20 protein-coding genes are annotated in these 18,677 nt (G+C 67.4%); 15 read left to right on the top strand and 5 right to left on the bottom strand.

The features are described from left to right. Nucleotides 1–2 precede the first annotated feature (2 nt). The gene (locus ACH46_RS18530) at nucleotides 3–1,217 is read left to right on the top strand and encodes a lyase family protein (protein WP_062394229.1); all 1,215 of its coding nucleotides are present in this window, start codon (nucleotides 3–5) and stop codon (nucleotides 1,215–1,217) included. 62 nt (nucleotides 1,218–1,279) lie between these two features. Next, the gene (pcaC, locus tag ACH46_RS18525) at nucleotides 1,280–1,618 is read left to right on the top strand and encodes a 4-carboxymuconolactone decarboxylase (protein ID WP_062395632.1); all 339 of its coding nucleotides are present in this window, start codon (nucleotides 1,280–1,282) and stop codon (nucleotides 1,616–1,618) included. A gap of 221 nt (nucleotides 1,619–1,839) precedes the next feature. Here the strand turns inward: pcaC and ACH46_RS18520 are convergent, their stop codons facing one another. Further along, nucleotides 1,840–2,625: an IclR family transcriptional regulator domain-containing protein gene (locus ACH46_RS18520; RefSeq protein WP_062394228.1), complete on the bottom strand. Its 786-nt coding sequence runs from the start codon at nucleotides 2,623–2,625 to the stop codon at nucleotides 1,840–1,842. Nucleotides 2,626–2,761: 136 nt separating this feature from the next. Here ACH46_RS18520 and ACH46_RS18515 point away from each other — a divergent pair, with 136 nt between their 5' ends. The 8 genes from ACH46_RS18515 to ACH46_RS18480 all read left to right on the top strand — a co-directional run bounded on the left by ACH46_RS18515 (nucleotide 2,762) and on the right by ACH46_RS18480 (nucleotide 10,684). Further along, nucleotides 2,762–4,003, top strand: a complete 1,242-nt coding sequence (locus ACH46_RS18515; protein ID WP_062394227.1) for an MFS transporter — start codon at nucleotides 2,762–2,764, stop codon at nucleotides 4,001–4,003. Next, nucleotides 3,990–5,273 carry a Rieske 2Fe-2S domain-containing protein gene (locus ACH46_RS18510; RefSeq protein WP_062394226.1) on the top strand — a complete coding sequence of 428 codons (1,284 nt, stop codon included), beginning with the start codon at nucleotides 3,990–3,992 and terminating at the stop codon, nucleotides 5,271–5,273. The genes ACH46_RS18515 and ACH46_RS18510 overlap by 14 nt, the downstream gene beginning before the upstream one ends. Nucleotides 5,274–5,294: 21 nt before the next feature. Next, the gene (locus ACH46_RS18505; RefSeq protein ID WP_062394225.1) at nucleotides 5,295–6,365 is read left to right on the top strand and encodes an ABC transporter substrate-binding protein; all 1,071 of its coding nucleotides are present in this window, start codon (nucleotides 5,295–5,297) and stop codon (nucleotides 6,363–6,365) included. A gap of 1 nt (nucleotide 6,366) precedes the next feature. Continuing rightward, a complete protein-coding gene (locus ACH46_RS18500; protein ID WP_062394224.1) occupies nucleotides 6,367–7,188 on the top strand; it encodes an ABC transporter permease in 822 nt (273 codons plus the stop codon). Between the two features lie 70 nt (nucleotides 7,189–7,258). Then, nucleotides 7,259–8,098, top strand: a complete 840-nt coding sequence (locus ACH46_RS18495) for an ABC transporter ATP-binding protein (protein ID WP_062394223.1) — start codon at nucleotides 7,259–7,261, stop codon at nucleotides 8,096–8,098. Between the two features lie 23 nt (nucleotides 8,099–8,121). Continuing rightward, nucleotides 8,122–9,225, top strand: coding sequence for a zinc-dependent alcohol dehydrogenase (locus ACH46_RS18490; protein WP_226995678.1), 1,104 nt, complete (start codon nucleotides 8,122–8,124; stop codon nucleotides 9,223–9,225). Next, complete coding sequence (locus tag ACH46_RS18485) at nucleotides 9,222–9,731, top strand: hypothetical protein (protein ID WP_062394221.1); 510 nt, start codon at nucleotides 9,222–9,224, stop codon at nucleotides 9,729–9,731. The genes ACH46_RS18490 and ACH46_RS18485 overlap by 4 nt, the downstream gene beginning before the upstream one ends. Then, nucleotides 9,728–10,684 (top strand): PDR/VanB family oxidoreductase, encoded by a 957-nt coding sequence (locus ACH46_RS18480; RefSeq protein WP_062394220.1) that lies wholly within the window; start codon nucleotides 9,728–9,730, stop codon nucleotides 10,682–10,684. The genes ACH46_RS18485 and ACH46_RS18480 overlap by 4 nt, the downstream gene beginning before the upstream one ends. On the opposite strand, the gene ACH46_RS18475 is transcribed toward ACH46_RS18480, so the two are convergent. Beyond that, entirely contained in the window at nucleotides 10,681–11,454 is a 774-nt protein-coding gene (locus ACH46_RS18475; protein WP_062394219.1) for an IclR family transcriptional regulator domain-containing protein, read from the bottom strand. The two genes, ACH46_RS18480 and ACH46_RS18475, sit on opposite strands and share 4 nt — an antisense overlap. 24 nt (nucleotides 11,455–11,478) lie before the next feature. Further along, nucleotides 11,479–12,633 (bottom strand): FAD-binding oxidoreductase, encoded by a 1,155-nt coding sequence (locus tag ACH46_RS18470; protein WP_226995677.1) that lies wholly within the window; start codon nucleotides 12,631–12,633, stop codon nucleotides 11,479–11,481. Between the two features lie 124 nt (nucleotides 12,634–12,757). Here ACH46_RS18470 and ACH46_RS18465 point away from each other — a divergent pair, with 124 nt between their 5' ends. Next, entirely contained in the window at nucleotides 12,758–13,897 is a 1,140-nt protein-coding gene (locus ACH46_RS18465; RefSeq protein WP_062395631.1) for an amidohydrolase family protein, read from the top strand. 47 nt (nucleotides 13,898–13,944) lie between these two features. Then, the gene (locus ACH46_RS18460) at nucleotides 13,945–14,814 is read left to right on the top strand and encodes an SDR family oxidoreductase (RefSeq protein WP_062394217.1); all 870 of its coding nucleotides are present in this window, start codon (nucleotides 13,945–13,947) and stop codon (nucleotides 14,812–14,814) included. Here the strand turns inward: ACH46_RS18460 and ACH46_RS18455 are convergent. Then, nucleotides 14,799–15,383 (bottom strand): TetR/AcrR family transcriptional regulator, encoded by a 585-nt coding sequence (locus tag ACH46_RS18455; protein WP_062394216.1) that lies wholly within the window; start codon nucleotides 15,381–15,383, stop codon nucleotides 14,799–14,801. The two genes, ACH46_RS18460 and ACH46_RS18455, sit on opposite strands and share 16 nt — an antisense overlap. A gap of 117 nt (nucleotides 15,384–15,500) precedes the next feature. Between ACH46_RS18455 and ACH46_RS18450 the strand changes: the two genes are divergently transcribed. From ACH46_RS18450 to ACH46_RS18440, 3 genes are all read left to right on the top strand, one after another. After that, entirely contained in the window at nucleotides 15,501–16,346 is an 846-nt protein-coding gene (locus ACH46_RS18450) for a sulfurtransferase (protein ID WP_062394215.1), read from the top strand. Nucleotides 16,347–16,555: 209 nt separating this feature from the next. Continuing rightward, nucleotides 16,556–16,801 carry a hypothetical protein gene (locus tag ACH46_RS18445; RefSeq protein WP_062394214.1) on the top strand — a complete coding sequence of 82 codons (246 nt, stop codon included), beginning with the start codon at nucleotides 16,556–16,558 and terminating at the stop codon, nucleotides 16,799–16,801. Continuing rightward, nucleotides 16,791–16,970, top strand: a complete 180-nt coding sequence (locus ACH46_RS18440) for a hypothetical protein (protein ID WP_062394213.1) — start codon at nucleotides 16,791–16,793, stop codon at nucleotides 16,968–16,970. The genes ACH46_RS18445 and ACH46_RS18440 overlap by 11 nt, the downstream gene beginning before the upstream one ends. Here the strand turns inward: ACH46_RS18440 and ACH46_RS18435 are convergent. Then, on the bottom strand, nucleotides 16,937–18,580 hold the full coding sequence (locus ACH46_RS18435; RefSeq protein WP_062394212.1) for a (2,3-dihydroxybenzoyl)adenylate synthase: 1,644 nt from the start codon (nucleotides 18,578–18,580) through the stop codon (nucleotides 16,937–16,939). The genes ACH46_RS18440 and ACH46_RS18435 overlap by 34 nt on opposite strands. Between the last annotated feature and the right edge of the window lie 97 nt (nucleotides 18,581–18,677).

Genomic DNA, 18,677 nt, shown 5'->3' with positions numbered 1-18,677 from the left:
CGATGACCGACCTCCTGTGGCCCGGAATGGTCCACGCCGACGGCCTCTTCGGCGACCGCCACTACCTCGAGGCGATGGTGGCCGTCGAGCAGGCCTGGCTCGACGCGCTCGTGGAGGTCGGCGTCGCGCCCGATCGTGGCACCGACCTGCGCGGCCTCGTCGACGAGATCGACCTAGCGGACATCGCCCGCGACAGCGAGCCCGGCGGCAACCCGGCACAACCGGTGGTCACGCTGCTCCGCGAGCGGTCGTCGAACGGGTGGGTGCATCGAGGCCTCACCAGCCAGGACGTCGTCGACACGGCACTGATCCTGTGCGCACGCGCCGCCGTGCACCGACTCCTGCCGGAGCTGCGGGACCAGGTGTCGACGCTGGTCGATCTCGCGGACCGGTACCGGGGGGCGCTGATGCCCGGTCGAACTCTGACGCAGCACGCTGTCCCGATCACCTTCGGACTGAAGGCGGCGAACTGGCTCACCGGGGTCGTCGCATCCGCGGAGCGGACGGCGGCGCTCGGTTTCCCCGTGCAGATCGGCGGCGCGGCGGGAACCCTGTCGGCCGCTGTCGAGCTGACCGGCTCCGCGACCACCGCTCGCGAGGCGGTCGGATCCGCCGCCGCCGCGCTCGGCTTGGACGAGGTGCTGCCCTGGCACACGATGCGGTCGCCGATCACCGCGATTGGTGACGCTCTCGTCTCTGCGACGGATGCGTGGGGCGTGATCGCCGCGGACGTCACCGCCATGTCTCGATCGGGCAGCCGCATCGTCAGCGACGCAACGCCAGGCGGCTCGTCGACCATGCCGCACAAACAGAATCCGACGCGTGCCGTGCTGATCCGGCGGGCAGCCATCGCCAACCCTCCGCTCGGGCAGACGCTGCACGCGGCAGCGGCGTTGGCCGTCGATGAACGGCCGGACGGCGCCTGGCACGTCGAGTGGCCGATGCTCGCGGACTTGGCGCGGCGTACGGTCGTGGCCGGCGTGCACACCAGTCAGTTGCTGTCCGGGCTTCGCGTCGACGACGTCGCCATGGCCCGCCAGGCGCGATCGGCATGGTCGGATCTGACCGCCGAACGCACCTCCATCGCGTCCTTCGTCGGCACCGAGCCGAGCGACGGCGACTACCTAGGTCTGACCGACTTCATCGTCGATCGGGCGCTCGCCGAGGCGACGGCGTTCCTCGAGCGGAATGCAGCCCCTATATATAAGGAGAAGTAGTGACCGACATCGACCCGCAGATCCTTGGTGAGGCCACGCGCCGCGAGGTGCATGCGGCCGGCATGGCGGTGCGTCGCGAGGTCCTGGGCGACGAGCACGTCGACCGGTCGATCGCGCGTACGACGCCGCTCACCGAAGAGTTCCAAGACCTCATCACGCAGTACGCCTGGGGGTCGATCTGGACTCGCCCCGGCCTGGACCGCCGCAGTCGGTCGATGATCACGCTGACCGCGCTGATTGCGTGCGGCCACCACGAAGAGCTTGCGATGCATCTGCGCGCGGCACTCCGCAACGGACTGTCGCGGGAGGAGATCACCGAGGTGATACTCCAGTCGGCCGTGTACTGCGGCGTCCCCGATGCCAACACTGCGTTCCGCATCGCGCAGGAGACGCTGGGTTAGGGCGTGTTTCGCTGGAGCACAGTGTTTTTCGGGTGATCTGAGTCGCTGCCCGTCGTGCGGCGAAATTGCGACAGCCGAAATTGCCGTCGGACAGCCGCAGACGGCCTAGGCCGGCCACGACCGCACTCAGGTGTTCCGTCGCCCGTCACCGCCCGAACACAGTCGACTCCGAACGAAAGAGATCTCCACCGGGAATCGATCGGCCAGTGCCTGCGCCGGGTTCAAGCCCGGTGCCGGGCGTGCAGATCTCCACCGATCGCGCCGGCGACCTCGAGGAGGTCGGGGACGAGATCGGTCAGGACCGACTCGTCGGCGAGATCGTCCACGTGCGTGGCGATGTTGACTGCTGCGACGATGGTGCCTGATCGATCGCGGATCGGCGCGGCGATGGCTGTGAGCCCGACGTCCAGATCGCCGAAAGCGGACGCCCACCCCTTCTCTCGCGTCGCGGCCAGTGAAGCGAGCAGCGCGTCGCCGTCGCCCAGTGTTGCGACGGGATTCTCCAGGAAGGTCGCCGACCTCGCGTAGGCGGCCAATTCGTCGTCGCTCCGCCACGCGAGCAGGGCACGACCGATCGCGGGCAGGTGTGCGGGGAGCCGGGTGCCGACGCCGACCGCGATCGCCATGATGCGTGGTGCGTTCGCTCGCGCGATGTACACCACCTCGTCACCGTCGAGTTGTGCCACCGAGACCGTGTGCCGAATGCGCGCGGCGAGTGCCGAACAGTGCGGGGCGACGATTTCAGCGATGGGCAGACGCGACTGCTGGACATAGCCGAGTTCGAGAACGTGCGAGGTCAGGCGGAACAGACGGCCGTCGAACTCGACGAGATTCTCGTGCATCAATGTGCGCAGGAGTCGACGTGTCGCCGACCGGCTGTGCCCCGAGAGGGTCGAAGCCTCGTCGAGTGTGAGGGCGGAGTGGTCTCCATCGAAGATTCGGATCACCTCGACCCCGCGGATGAGTGACTGGACGAGATCCCGATCGTCCGTCCGGCGTTCCTGCATTCCTCCAGCGTATCCGGGCGCTCCACGCAGTCTGGAGCGATGCAGACCACTTCGGGGTGTTGACGTGATGCGCAACATGTGTTTACCTCTATCCAATCAATTACGTACATGTGTACGCATAGTGGAATGGAATCTGATGACTGCTGAGCGATCCGAGCTGCGGCGACGCGACGCCATCGTCGTGTGGGCCGCACTCGCGCTGTGCATGGGCGTCGGTCCACTGATGCTGTACACGCTCACCGCGGTCTCGCCCCTCGTCATCGACGAGCTCGGACTCAGCGACGTCCAGTACGGCGCGATCTCGACGATCACCTTCGCCTCGGCGGCGGTCGGCGCGTACTGCCTCGGCGGGCCGAGCAATCGACTGTCGGCGCGCCGGGTGATGCTGGGCATCGCGTTCGGTGCAGGCGTCGGTTCGGTGCTTCTGGCCGTCGCGCAGAACTACCTGATCGTGATCGTCGCCGCGGTAGTCAGTGGCATCGCACAGTCGTTGTCGAATCCGGCGACCAATCGGGTCGCGGCGACAGCGCCTGCCCGCCGTCGAGGCGCGCTGATCGGGTGGAAGCAGTCGGGAGTCCAGCTCGCGCAGTTGGTCGCCGGACTCGTGGCGCCGGCCGTCGCAGTCGCCGCCGGCTGGCGTTGGGCCGCGGCATCGGGTGCGATGATCGCGCTCCTTGCGGGTGTCACGGCGATCCTGGTGCCGAACCGTACGCCGTCGAAGACCGCCGATCCCGCCGCCCGTGACGGTGAGCACGTCTCGGTCGCGACCCTCACGGTCTTCACCTTCTTCATGTCGTTCGGTCTCATGACGACCAACGCCTACCTGCCGCTCTTCGCTCACCGCGAACTGGGGTTCTCGGTGACTGTCGCCGGGCTCACGGCCGCAGTGGTCGGAACGGTCGGTGTCGCCAGCCGGATAGTCGCCGCTCGGGACTCCGGGAGGGGAGGGCTCCGGCGTCTGACACTGTTCGTCCTCGGCGGTGGGGCGGCGCTCGGAGTGGGCTTCGTCATGGCGGCGCAGGCCGCCGGCGGCTGGCTGGTGTGGGTCGGTGCAGCAGTCTTCGGCGTGGCGGCGCTGGCATCGAACGCGGTGACGATGGTCGCTCTGGTTCGCAGTGTCCCGGGCGACCGCCTCAGTGCGGCGACAGGATCACTCGTCACCGGCATGTACATCGGCTTCGCGACAGGCCCGCTCGTGTTCGGTTTCGTCCTCAACCACGGAGCGCGGTTCGGTCTCGCCTGGCTGCTCCCGCTCGGATCATTTCTCATCGCAGCTCTCGTCGGACTCATCCGAACCCGTGCTCGCGCGGCAGGCCCTCGCCGCGACTCCATCGCGCCTCGGCGCACCACCGAAAGGAACCTCCATGCTCACTCGTGAACAGAATGATCTACTCACCAAGACCGGTCCCGGAACCCCGATGGGGGAGCTGTTCCGCCGCTATTGGATTCCGGCGCTCCTCGCCTCCGAGCTCCCGAAGCCGGACTGCGACCCGGTCCGTGTCACGCTCCTCGGCGAGAACCTGATCGCCTTCCGGGACTCGAACGGACGCCTCGGTCTGCTCGACGAGTTCTGCAGTCACCGCACCGCGTCGCTCTTCTTCGGCCGCAACGAGGAGTGCGGACTGCGCTGCGCGTACCACGGTTGGAAGTACGACGTCGACGGAAACTGTGTCGACATGCCGTCCGAGCCGGAGGGCAGCAAGTTTCGCCAGAAGATCAAGCAGCGCGCTTACCGCGTCGAGGAGGCCGGCGGTCTGATCTGGGCTTACATGGGGGATCGCGACCGCGAGCCCGCCCTGCCGAACCTCGAATGGATGGGCCTGAACCCGGAGAAGCGGTTCATCTCCAAGCGGCGCCAGTTCACCAATTACCTCCAGGCCATGGAGGGCGGCATCGACTCGAGCCATGTCTCCTTCGCGCACCGCTTCAACCTCGATGACGACCCGCTCCACGCGGGCACCGAGGGCAATGAATACATCAAGGCCGACACGCGACCGAAGTTCGAGGTCGCCGAGTCCGACGGCGGCCTGCTGATCGGGGCCCGCCGGAACGCCGACGAGGACAACTATTACTGGCGCATCACCCAGTGGATGATGCCCTGGTACACGATCATCCCGCCGTTCGGCACCCACAACCCGATGGGCGGCCACGCCTGGGTACCGATCGACGATGAGACCTGCTGGGCATGGAGCTGGAACTACCACCCGACTCAGGACTTCGGCGAGCGCGAGATCGACGCCCTCAACGCCGGCGACGGCATTCACGTCAAGTACAAGCCGGGCACCTTCGACCCGATCGCCGACAAGGCCAACGACTACTTGATCGATCGCGGTGCGCAGCGCCGGAAGGAGTCCTTCTCCGGAGTCGCGGGCATCGCCGCGCAGGACTTCTCCCTGCAGGAGTCCATGGGCGAGATCTGCGACCGAACCAAGGAGCGACTCGGTACCTCCGACGCCGCCATCATCTTGGCGCGTCGTCGCCTCCTCGCTGCTCTGGACGATGCCGATGGGGACGACCTCCCGGGTCTGAATCCCGCGCACACCAGCGTGCGGTCGACGTCGATCCTGCTGCCGAAGGATGTGCCCTTCCAAGAGGGCGCCAAGGATGTCCTCTCGGTCACTCCGGGCGAACTCTTCCACTCGATCTGACGACCTGGATTCGAGGAAGCAATGAGCAGACACCACAAACGCTCGCGCATCGCGGCGATCGCCGCGGCGGTGGCCGTCAGCGCATCACTGCTGACCGCGTGCGGCGGCCCGAAGGACGGCGCGACGTCGTGCAAGGACGTCAACGTGGAGGTCGGTACCGTGCACAGCCTGTCCGACGCCCTGTTGTACATCGCAAACGACAAGGGATACTTCGCCGAGCAGGGCCTCAGCGTCACATTCCGATCGTTCAAATCCGCCGGTGAGATGATCCCGTATCTTGCGGCAGGGCATCTCGCGGTGGGTGCGGGCGCACCGAGCGCGGGCTTCTACAACGGCATCGCGCGTGGCATCGACATCGAGATCGTCGCAGACAAGGGCAAACTCGTCACCGACTACGACTACATGCCCCTGCTCGTGAGCAAGAAGCTCTACGACTCCGGACAGATCAGGTCGGTCGCGGACCTCAAGGGTCGATCCCTCGCCGAGCCGGCGCCGGGGACCGCCACCGCGTCCACCGCACAGGCGCTGCTGCAGTCGGTCGGCCTCGACTACAGCGACGTGAAGCACACCTTCCTCGGATTCCCCGACCACATCGCGGCGCTCCAGAACGGATCGGTGGACGCGGCGCTGACGACGGAGCCGGCCGCCAGCCGAGCGCTGTCCACCGGTGCCGCGGTGAAGCTCGCGGACTCGACGACGGTCTACAACGGACAGCAGCTCGCGGTGCTGCTGTACGGCGGAACATTCTCGAAGGAGCGCAGCGCCGCCGCACAGTGCTTCATGAACGCGTACACGCATGCGGCGAAGGACTACGCAGCCGCCGTTCGGGGCGGGACGTGGAACGGCCCCGGGAACCAGCAGGTCGTCGACATCATCGCGCGGAACATCGATGCGAAACCCGAGGCCGTCCGCGCGACCGTACCCAGCTACGTCGACCCGGACGCAATGCTCTCGGTCGACAGCCTGCAACGCGACTACGAGTTCTTCGTGAAACACCGGATGTACAAGGGCAAGAAGAAGATCCAGTTCGAATCCCTGATCAACCGCAACTTCCTGGATACGTCAGCCAAGCTCGCCACCGAAGGAAAATGACATGACCACCGCACTCATGGACCGTCCGGCAGTCCAGACCCTTCAGGTCAAACCTCGGCGAGTCTGGTCCAAGAACCAACTCCTCGTCGTCTCCATCATCACCCCGATCGTCCTGTTCATCGGTTGGGAACTGCTCTCCCGACTGGGCGTTCTCGACGAACGCTTCTTCCCCGCGCCCACCCGGATCTTTCGTGCGCTCGGCGATCAAGCATCCAACGGCGACCTGTGGACTCAGTCCAAGCACAGCATCGGCCGGCTCATCGCGGGCTTCCTCATCGGAGCGGTTCCCGGAGTCGTCCTCGGGATCGTGATGGGTCTGTCGAAGATCATCAACGCGGCCATCCGACCGATCTCGTCCGCGCTCTACGCGGTGCCGAAGTCGGCCGTCCTGCCGCTGTTCCTGCTCTTCTTCGGGCTCGGCGAGGACACTGCTTGGTACTTCGTCGCCGTCGGCGCATTCTTTCCCGTGCTGATCAACACGTACACGGGTGTCGCGAACGTCTCGACCGTGTATTACGACGTCGCCGAGAACTTCGGTGCCCGCAAGCTGCGCGTCTTCCGAACCGTCGCGCTGCCCGGAGCCACCCCGAACATCATCACCGGACTCGAACTGGGCGCGGGCATGGCACTCATCATGCTGGCGATCGTCGAGATGCTCGGCGGCCTCGGCAACGGCTGGGGATTCATGGTGTGGAACTCCTACCAGCTGTTCATCATCGATCAGATGTACGCGTACCTGCTGATCTTCGCGATCGTCGGACTCGTCTTCGCGATCTTCGTCGGCTGGATCGGTCGGCGCCTCACCCCGTGGGCGAAGAAGTGACCCCCGAGTGGACCGCACCACCACGGATCGAACGACACGAGACCACAAGCACTCAGGGACGGATACGGACATGACGACGACAACGACCGAAACCAAGATCTCCATCAGAGGCCTGAACAAGCGCTTCACCGTTCCCGGCGGACACGTCGTGACCGCGCTGGAGGACTTCGACCTCGACGTTCCCAAGGGCCAGTTCCTGGTGATCGTCGGACCCTCCGGATGTGGCAAGACGACGCTGCTCCGGATGCTCGCCGGCCTCGAGGCTCCTACATCCGGTTCGATCGGCATCGTGCAGGACCAGCAGGGACGACCCGAGAACTCGATGGTCTTCCAGGGGGACTCGATCTTCCCGTGGATGAGCGTCTGGGACAACGCGGCGTATGGCCTGACCACCCGCGGCGTGCCGAAGGCCGCGATCAAGGACACCGTGGGCCACTACCTCGATGCGACCGGGCTGACGCCGTTCGCCGACGCCTACCCGCACCAGTTGTCCGGCGGCATGCGCCAGCGCGTGTCGATTGCCCGCGCCTTCGCGAACGATCCCGAGATCCTGCTGATGGACGAGCCCTTCTCGGCGCTTGACGAGCAGAACAAGACCCTGCTACAGGCGGAGTTGCTCCGCCTGTGGGAGGAGACCCGGAAGACGGTCGTCTTCATCACCCACTCGGTGGACGAGGCGGTGACCATGAGCGATCGGATCATGGTGATGAGCGCTCAACCGGGCCGGGCCAAGGCCTTCATCGACGTGCCCTTCGAACGTCCCCGCGACGTTCTGGAGCTGCGGCAGAAGCCCGAGTACGGCGAGATCGTGTACGACATCTGGGCGCAGTTGAAGGAAGAGGTCGAGAAGGCCAAAGCACAGTCCGAGGCTCGTGTGGTGCGTCGCAACCGGAAGTTCCTGAAGCGATGAGTGACCTCCGAGTGCGGGCCGCCGTGAGTGATGGCGCGGGCCACACGCACGTCGAGGAACGACGACTCGATGAGGCGAGCAGCCGCATCAGGGTCGAGTCGTCGGCGGTCTGCGGCACGGACGTCATGCTGCATGCCCGCGGGCTGCGGCGGCCTGCCGTCCTCGGTCATCACACCATCGGCCGCGTCGAACAGCTGACCCCCGAGGTCGAAGCGGCCGTCGGCGTCGCGGTGGGAACCCGCGTCGTCGTTGAAGAATACGTGGCGTGCGGACACTGCGAAGAGTGTCGGGCGGGTGACTATCGGTTCTGCGCCACGGTCGACCTGTGGACGGGCGGCGAACGCGTCGGAATGATTCCGGCCGACCGTGGATCGGGACTCCACGGCGGCAACGCCGAGTACCTCGAGATCGGACTGCACCACGTCCTGCATCGGTTGCCGGAAGGGCTGAGCGTCGACCTCGCCGCCTGGACCCTGCCGTTGGCGAACGCCGTCGACTGGACGCTGTTCGCCGGCGGAGTCGGACCCGGGGCGACAGTGGCGGTGATCGGGCCCGGGTATCACGGACTGTCGTGTGCGGCGGCCGCACTGGCCGGTGGTGCGAGCACAGTGGTCGTCGTGGGTCCAGACAGCGAGTCCGGAGCCGCGCGGCTCGGATTCGCCGAAGGGATGGGGGCGTCGATCGAGACCAGCGACGACGGACTGGTGGACCGGATGCTCGCCCGCTACGGCGAGGTCGACACCGTCGTCGACACCGTCGGCTCGCCCCAGACGATGGCGACGGCCACCGCGCTCCTGAAGAGGTTCGGGGTCCTGGTGATCGCGGGACTCAGCGGGGGCGACGTTCCGCTGGATCCGACGTTGATCGTTCGAAAGCTGTTGACGGTCAAAGGCGTCCGCGGGCGGGCGCCGCAGGCAGTGCGTCGTGCGATCGAGCTGTTGGGCGAAGGCCGCACCGGACTCGAATCGGTTCCGACCCATCCGGTTGCGCTCGAGGACGTCGAAGCCACCTTGAACGCCATGAACACCGGACGCGGTCCGCACAGTCCGCACATCGTCGTCGACCCGTGGCGTCCGTGCCACGACGGCGGGCCGACGACACACAGCTCAGAAGGAGAAGACCGATGACACAGCAACTGAATCCGCTCCGGCGCTCGTACGAGGCTCGCGTCCTCGTGGTGCCGTTGGGGACGACCGGTGGACAGATGACCGACGACATCATCGCGATGGGGATCGACGGCATCCGCATTCTCCGACGAACGGACTCGGAGACCCTGACCGTTCCGGTCGGCCCGCATGCCTGGGAAGCGGCCGAGAGCGCGTCGGTGGTGAACGTGGTCCAGGCCGCCGACATGGTGGTCCTCGTCGGATCGGATCTGTCCGAGATCGACGAGCGGTTGATCGGCGACGTCGCCGCTGCGGCCGAGGGCAACGGAGCGATGATCACCGCGGTGCTCGTGGCGTCCAGCAAGTGGGAGACGCCGGAGGGGGCGTCCGCGATGCGGCGGTTGCGCAGTGACGCCGACATGCTGGTGGAGGTCCGCGGTCCCGGCCTTCTCGCGGCGCTGGTGGACGTGCTCCGCGGCGGCGCCCGCACGGAGGACGTGCAGCCCCGATCGGAGGCGGTCCGATGACCGGTGAGCAGCAGGACTTCTTCGAGGTCACGGTCCGTCAAGTGAAGCTGGAGGCCGACAACGTCGTCTCCATCGAGGTGGTGCCCGATCGAGGACTCCTGCCGGCGTATGAACCCGGTGCGCATCTGGACCTGATGCTGCCGTCGGGTCTGATCCGCCAGTACAGCCTGTGCAGTCCGCCCGGCGATCGGAGTTTCTACCGGATCGCGGTCCTCCGCGAGCCGAACGGACGAGGCGGTTCCGAGGAGATCCACGAGACCGCGCTCGTCGGGAAACGGGTTCAGATCCGCGGTCCGCGTAACCACTTCGCACTCGACCCGTCCCCGCGTTACCTGTTCATCGCGGGAGGTATCGGGATCACGCCGATGCTGGCCATGGTGATCCGCGCCGAACGCGAGAAGTCGCCCTACGAACTCGTCTACGTGGGCCGCACCCTCGACGCGATGGCGTTCCGTGACCGGCTCGCTACGGGTCCGCACGTCAGGGTGGCAGTGACTTCCGAGACCGGTCGGCCCGACCTGGCTGCGCTGGTCGCCGACGCCGGTGACGACACGCTGATCTACGCGTGCGGACCGGCGGAGATGCTGGCCGCGTTGGAGAAGGCGTGTTCGGAGGCTGGGAAGTCCGACCGACTCCGGCTGGAGAAGTTCGAGTCCGACGGGGAGGCGGCGGCGGAGGCCGCGAGCGGCGCGTCGTTCGAGGTGGAGCTTGCGAAGTCGGGAGTCGTGCTCACCGTCGCGGAGGACCAGGGACTTCTCGAGGTCATCGAGCCGCACTGCGACATCATGACTTCGTGCGAGGACGGTTTCTGCGGCACGTGTGAGACCCAGGTGCTCGCCGGAGTTCCGGAGCACCATGACACGATTCTCAGTGAGAAGGAACGCGAGGCCGGGAAGACCATGATGGTGTGCGTCGGCAGGTGCCAGAGCTCACGACTGGTCCTCGATCTCTAGGCCGGTGTGGCGGTCCCTGCCAGGGCGGCGCTGATCGCGGCGGTGGTCGTGAGCAGTTCTGGAAGGATCTCCATGCGGAGCTGGTCGACGCTGGTCCGCGTCGCCGACGTTGCGACGTTGACCGCCGCGACGGCCCGGCCGCTGGAGTCTCGGACCGGTGCCGCGATGGACCGCAGCGCCGGATCGAGTTCCTTGTCGGTGATCGCAAAACCGTCGGTGCGTGCGTGATCGATCGCGGACTGGATCTCGGCACGTGTGCTGTGATGCTCACGCAGGTCCTCGTCGGGGAATGCGTCCACACGGCGGGACAGCTCCGGGACCGGCAGGTCGGCGAGGAGGACTCGCCCGCTCGACATGATGTACGCCGGAAAACGTGTGCCGACGGTGATGTTGACGGTCATCACGCGGCTGGCCTTCACGCGGTCCACGTAGACGATGTCGTCGTCGTCCAGCACGGTCAACGACGTCGTGTCGTGGACGCGGTCCGCGAGTCGCTCCAGATGCGCATGTGCCAGGTCGGGCAGGCCGAGGCCTGCCAGGTAAGCGTCGCCCAATTCCATGACGCGCGGTCGAAGCCAGAACGTCGGGCCGTCGCTGGCGACGTAACCGAGGTGCTCGAGAGTCAGCAGGAGTCGGCGCGCCGTGGCACGAGTGGTGTTGCACCGAGTGGCGACCTCCGCCAGGGTGAGGGGGCCGTCGGTCACGCTCAGTGAACGCAGGACCGCGATGCCACGAGCCAGTGAGGTGACGACATCAGCGGAATCGGACATGACGTGACCTTATCGCTCCGGCCGTCAATTCAGCGGATCGTGCTGAATCGCTTCGGGATCCACGCCCGCAGCCCGCAGGTGCAGGGCGGTGTGGAAGATCATCGGGGCCGGGCCGGCGATCAGGACCTGACGGTCGCTCCAATCGCCGTAAGCGACGGCGACCTCGCCGACCCTGCCGTACTTCATCTCGAGTCCCCACTGGCGGGGATCGGTCGCGTCGGGGAGCCACCACGGATCGTCGGGGTGCTCGGTGACGGCGGTGACCGTCAACCACGGATTGGTTCTCGCCAACTGCGACAGCACGCCGAGTTCGTACAGCTCACCCGGGTACTGCGCCCCGTAGAACAGGTGGACGGGGGCGGGCTGTGCGTACTGCGCGAAGTCGATGAGCAACGACCGCAACGGCGCGAGGCCGGTGCCGCCGGCGATCAGCAGCGCCGGCTTCGCGGGATCCAGGTGCATGGTGCCGTGCCGTTGCGCGAAGGTCCAGACGTCGCCGACCTGCGTGTCGCTGACAATGGTCCGACTGACCCGTCCGCCGGGGATCGCGCGGACATGGAACTCCAGCTCGCCGTTCTCGTTCGAGGGGATCGCGGGCGACAGATTGCGCCAGGTCCGCGGCCACTGCGGGATCTGCGTCTCCAGGTACTGTCCGGCCGCGTAGACGGGGGTCGGCCCGGTGGCGATCAGCCGGATGACGGCGCGGTCGCGGGTGATCGAGAACTTCTGCACCACCCGGGCCTCCCAGTGTGCGGGCTCGGCGGCGCTCTCCGCGGCACCGCGCATCACGCCGGTCGTGAGAAGCATGGCCTGCCCGACGGTCTCCTCGACGTCGTCCGTCCATCCGCTGCCGAACGCCTGCTGGAACTCGGACATCAGCGCGTCGTACATGAGCCAGTAGTGCTCGCTGACGACACCGTACTTGCGGTGGTCGCGACCCAACTGAGCCAGGAACTCGATGAGTTCACTGTGGCCGTCGGGGGCGGCGATCGATGTCAGCACGTGGTCGACGACGTCGACGAACGACCGCCGCAGACCGCTGAGCTCGGCGGGGAACAACTCGCGCAGCGTCGGCTTCATCGCGAACATCCGCGCGAACACATTGGCCGCGAAACGGTCGGGATCGGCTCCCATCAGGGCTCGTGCTCGGGTGAGTGCCGGCTGCTCGGGCGAAGTCACGCTGCTGCTCACTTTCCGCGTCTGCGCTGGTCGAAGGGTGGAGCGAGGTCCACTGTAGTCGCGCACACCGACCGCCTGGGATATTGCGCGCCGTGCTGCCTGTGGGGTGTGGCACGCTGGGACCGTGACGACGCTCGAAGGCCTGCTCCCCGGAATCGTCGACGCGCACGTTCACTACTTCAACCCCGCGCGGTCGTCGTGGGCGCTAGCGCGGTTCGAACGGTTGTCGCACCTGCCGATGAAGCGTTTCGTGCCCTCCCCGGTCCTGTGGGTCGCGTCGAAGTTCGGCAGCGGCGACGACGGTCGCCTCGGCTTGGATCCCAGTCTGCTGCGCTCGGCGTACGAGCCGGCCGCCTATGCGCGCGACACCGACGCGCTGTACCGGGTCGCCGGTGTCGGCGTCAGCAGCGTCGTAGCCATCGAAGCGCACTGGCGAGCGCTGAAATCGCCTGAAGCCCTGATGGACTCGTCGTACGACGAACTGAAATACGTGCTCGGGTTGCCGCACGGAAAGGCCGGGCCCGACCTCGGCGCAGCGATCAGCGTGGTGGACCCGCGGCACAAGGAGTTCGCTGCGCAACTGGATCGCCAGCTGGAGCTGTCGGACAGGGTTCGCGGTGTCCGCTTCAAGTGGGCGCAGCACCCCGACCCGGAGATCCCGGATTGGTGCGACGAACCCGATGCGGTGGCGTCGACCGGTTTCCTGAAGGGCTTCGAAGCCATCGCCGAGCGCGACCTGGTCTTCGTCTCCTTCGCGTACTCGCACCAGTTGGGTCAGCTCGACATGCTCGCGCGCCGATTCCCGGAGACGACCATCGTCGTCGAGCACCTCGGCATGCCCGCGGGTGCGTTCGGACCCACCGGGGCGCGGACCGGGACGACGGCGGCGGCGCGCGCGGAGATCCTCGGTCTGTGGCGCGAGCGGATCGCGATGATCGCGCAGCGCCCGAACGTCGTCCTCAAGATCTCGGGCCTCGGACTGTCGAATCTCGGCTACGGTCGCGAGACCTCCGGGAACATCGGTACCCGCGAGGTCCTGGCCGACATGATCGGCCCACTGGTCCTGCACGCGGTGGACCGGTTCGGGCCCGATCGCGTCGTATTCGGGTCGGATTCGCCGATCGACCGCCCGAATTCCACCATCGACATGACCGTGGGCGCCCTGCTCGACGTCCTCGGCGAACGCGGCCCCCACCTGCTCCAGCAGCTGTTCGCGAAGAATGCCCAGCGGATCTACCGGATGGACGACACCGCTCTGAAATAGAACGTGTTCTACAGTCGGAGGCGACTCGGGCTACTCAGGGAGAAGACATGGGCAAGTATGTGGTGACCGGTTCGGCCTCGGGCATGGGGCACGCCGTGGCGGAACGACTTCGGGGCGACGGCCACACGGTGATCGGCGTGGATCAACGCGACGCCGACGTGGTGACCGACCTCTCGACCCGTGTCGGACGGTCGACGGCGGTCCGCGAGATCCTCTCGGTCTCAGACGGACGGCTCGACGGCGCCGTGTTTGCCGCGGGGGTCGGCGCACACCGCGGCAAGGAGCGGCTGACCGTCGAAGTGAACGTCCTGGGTGTCACCGAGCTGATGCTGGCCCTGCAGCCCGAGCTCGCTGCTGCGGGCAACGCGAAGGTGGTGGTGTTCGGGTCCAATTCGACGACGTCGACCCCGTTCGTCCCGCGTGCCGCCATCCGCAGACTGGTCGACGGCGATACCGCGGGCGCCACCAAGATCGTGCAGCGCCGCGGCGCGCTGTCGGCACCGGCCGCGTACGCCGCGTCGAAGATCGCAGTGAGCCGATGGGTGCGGGAACGTGCGGTGACCAGCCAGTGGGCCGGGTCCGGCATCCGCGTCAACCTGATCGCGCCCGGACCCGTCCTGACGCAGCTCCTGCGCGACCAGCTCGCGAGCGCGTCGGGAAAGCAGGTCCGCTCGTACCCGGTGCCCGTCCGCGAGTACGGCACACCCGAGCAGCTCGCGGAATGGGTGATGACCATGCTCTCGCCCGCCGCGGATTTCATGGCCGGGTCGGTGATCACCGTCGACGGCGGCACCGAAGCGCTGCTGCGGCCCACGGACTGGCCGGCACCGCTCCCGCTGCGCCGGGTGCCGCGAATGCTGATGGCGCTGCGGAACGCGCCGAAGACCGGGCAGGTGGCCGACTACTCGGACGTCTGATCGGATCTGCGCGGCAGGGCGAGCGCGTCGTCGCGGATGCGTCCCAGCGTCTGCTCGAAGTCGGCGGCGTCGATGTTCGAACACTGATAGCCGATGAGCACCATCATCGAGTGCGCGGCGATCCGTGTCGGCTCGTCCGGATCGGCGACGAGGGCGCCCACGAACTCGGCGATCGCGTCGAAGCGGGTCTGATCCACATCGGACACCGCGGCGGCCACGTCGGGGTCCTTGGCGGCCCAGACGCGCAGCGCCCGTTCGGTGCGGTGCGGCAGGAGCTTAGCGACCGCGGTCACGGCGGTGACGCGTTCCTCCGGGCTGCCGATGGTGCGCAGGGTGGTCACCAGTTTCGCGGTCGCATCGGACTTCCAGTGCTCGATCAGTGCGATCTCGAAGTCTTTCCAACTGGGAAAGGAATGGTAGAAGCCGCCGGTCGTCAGGCCGGTCTCCGCGCACACCGTCGACTGTTTGAAACTGCCGTACCCGTCACGGGCCAGCACACGCATGCCGGCATCGAGGAAACGACCGCGCAGCAAGGCTGCTGCCGCGACTGCTTCGGAAGGCTCGGACATGCCCCGATTGTCGCACGAAGGCACTACGTGCGCGGCAGCCCGGCCATCGGTCCTACCCTCGAATGAAGGAGCCGGACCGAGCCCGGCACGGAACCCAATCGAAGGGATCGGCGAGACATGGGCGCAGAGCGCAGCGGACAGGTGTTCATCACGGTCGAGGATCTGGTGGAGGCGATGCTGTCGTCGCGGCCGCCGGTGGTGCTCGATGTGCGCTGGCAACTCGGCGACCCCAACGGCCTCGAACACTACAAGGAGGGACACCTGCCCGGTTCCGTCTACGTCGACCTCGACACCGAGCTCGCCGCCCCCGCCACGCCCGAGGCCGGTCGGCATCCGTTGCCGAGCATCGACGACCTCCAGACGGCCGCACGTCGCTGGGGCGTCGGCTTCGAATCACCCGTCGTGGTCTACGACGACTGGGAGGGCAAGGCTGCGGCGCGCGCGTGGTGGCTGCTGCGTTGGGCCGGCGTCGCCGAGGTGCTGATCCTCGACGGCGGTCTCGGCGCGTGGAAGGCCGCGGGCATGCGGATCTCCAGCGGAAACGCCACGCCGCGCGTCGGGACGGTGGTGCTGTCGGAGGGGCATCTGCCGACCGTGACGATCGACGAGGTGGCCGCGCTCGACACCGACAGCACGCTGCTGCTCGACGCCCGCGGTCCCGAGCGTTACCGCGGCGAGAGCGAGCCCGTCGACCCGCGCCCCGGTCACATCCCCGGCGCCGTCAACGCGCCGACCGGTGCCAACGTGACCGCCGACGGGACGTTCAAGTCCGCCGACGAGCTCCGTGCCCGGTTCGAGCAGCTGGGCGCCGATCGGCGTGACGTCGTCGTCTACTGCGGCTCCGGTGTCACCGCCGCGCACGAGATCGCAGCCCTCGCCAGCATCGGCATCGACGCGACCCTGTTCCCCGGCTCGTACTCGCAGTGGTCTGCGGACGACTCGCGCGCGGTGGAGGTCGGCTGATCGCCACTCCGGGCGAGCGCCGGGGGCTCGCGCGTGAGCGATCACACGCGGCGGACGGTGCGACACCACTCGTCGATGTGTCACTCGCGCGTGTAACGTTCTCTGTCGGGATGACGATTCGACACGTGCAGTGTTTCGTCGAATCCGAAACTCCCGCAGGGGGATAGCGCACCCATGCGAGGATGCGCTTCGGGGGAAGGCGTTGATCGATGACCGTGAAGAATGAAGTACGACGCTGCTGGTCCGAGTCGGCACCATGGATCTGGACGGCGATGATCATCGCGCTGGTCGTCGTGACCGCGGTCACGACGATCGGTGCTCTCTGCGAGGTCCTGTACGGCACGCTGTGGCACGCCCTGGCGCTGATGGTGCCGTTCGTCGTGCTCACAACGGTGGTGTCGCGCTGGTCGCAACGGCGGCGCGAGGCCGCGGCGAGGAGCGACCGTGACCGGTGACATCCCGATCGTCGGCGCGACGGTGGTGGGGGTGCAGCCCGGCTACTCGCTGAACCTCTGGCTCACCAACGGTGGCGGCGTCGCCATCGAGGATCCGCTGGATCTGGTGTCCGGCGAGCTCGCCGTGCGCGACGACTACATCCTGGTCGGTGCCGCGCACTTCTGCTGAGCCAGACTCGTCCGCAGTGACGCCTTGTCGATCTTGCCGACCGAGGTCACCGGCAGTGATCCGAGCGCGTGGACGCGGTCGGGGAGTTTGAAGGATGCGAGACCCCGGTCTGCGAGGAAGCTGCGGATGTCGGGCAGGGACGGGGCGTCTGCGTCCCGGCCCGGCACGACCACCGCGCAGATCAGCTCGCCGAGGGCGTCGTCGGGCAGTCCGACGACGGCGGTGTGCGCGATCGCGGGATGTGCGAGGAGATGCTCTTCGACGTCGTCGGCGGCCACGTTCTCGCCGGCCCGGACGATGGTGTCCTTGATGCGTCCGGTCACCGACAGATGCCCGGACGGGAGTCGCCGCACCAGGTCGCCGGACGCGTAGAAGCCGTCGGCGGTGAAGCTGCGCGCGTTGTGCTCGGGCGCGCGGTAGTAACCGCGGATCGTGTACGGCCCGCGGACCTGCAACTCGCCCTCGTCGCCGTCGGCCACCTCGCGGCCGTCCTCGTCGACGATGCGGACCTCGTCGAACCCGCTCATCGGGGCGCCCTGGCTGACGTGCACCAGGTCCCGGTCGTCGTCGAGCCGGGTGTAACAGATCAGTCCTTCGGCCATGCCGAACACCTGCTGCACCACCGGCCCCATCGCAGTGTCGATCGCCGCCGCGTCGGGGGAGGAGAGCTTGGCACCGCCCACCTGCAGCAGACGCAGCGAGGAGATGTCGGCGGGCTCCCATTCAGTTGCGGCGCACCAGAGTTGGGCGAGGGCGGGGACCAGAGCTGTGACGGTCACGCGGTGCTTCTCGATCACGTCGAAGGCGGCGTCCGGGCTGGGGTTCCGGGTGAACACGGTGTGGCCGCCGGCGCCGATCATCCCGAGCAGGCCCGGGCAGCAGAGCGGGAAGTTGTGCGCGGCGGGCAGTGCGGCCAGGTACACGTCGTCGGCCGTCAGTCGGGCGATCTCGGCCGAGGTGCGGGCGTTGAACGCGTAGTCGTTGTGCGTCCGCGCGATCAGCTTCGGCAGTCCGGTGGTGCCGCCGGAGACCAGGAAGATGGCGGGCAGATCCGGGTCGACGGTCGGTGGGGTCCACGCGACGTCGGCGGCGGGGAGCGGAGCGAACGCGCCCGGCTCGCCGTTCACGAAGACGTGCTCGATGTCGGGAACGCGGCTGCGCAACTCGGCGGCGAGATCGCGGAAGTCGAAGCCGCCGCGGGCGTCGTCGCAGACATAGGCGCGGGCGCCGGAGCCGGCGGCGAGGTGTGCGATCTCGGAGATCCGGTGGGCGGGCAGCGTCATCACCGGAACCAGTCCCGCGCGGAGCAGGCCGAAGAACGTGACGGCGAACTCGACGGAGTTGTGCAGCTGAAGGACGACGCGGTCACCCGATTCCAGCCCGGTGGCGGCGAAGCCGGCCGCACGACGATCCGCTGCCGCAGCGAACTCCCGGTAGGTGAGCGATCGGCCGTCGTCGTCGGACACCGCCCGTGCGTCCGAGTCCGCGCGGTCCGCAAGCGTCGTCCACAGCGGGCGGTCGTCGAAGAGGCGGGCGGAACGGTACTGCTCAGCAAGGTCCGAGCGGTGGGGGACGAACCCGGTCGCGAGAGCGCGGGTGGACGATGGCATGCTCACTCCTAACCTGTTAACCAGGGCAGCCTAACCTATTGAAATCAAGCTAATGTAGATTAGCCTCACCTAATAAGTATGAAGTGAGCGATGGGAC

The organism is Gordonia phthalatica (assembly GCF_001305675.1).
Taxonomy (GTDB): domain Bacteria; phylum Actinomycetota; class Actinomycetes; order Mycobacteriales; family Mycobacteriaceae; genus Gordonia; species Gordonia phthalatica.
The sequence above is the reverse complement of the archived record's forward strand: the minus strand, read 5'-3'. Positions and strand labels throughout refer to the sequence as shown.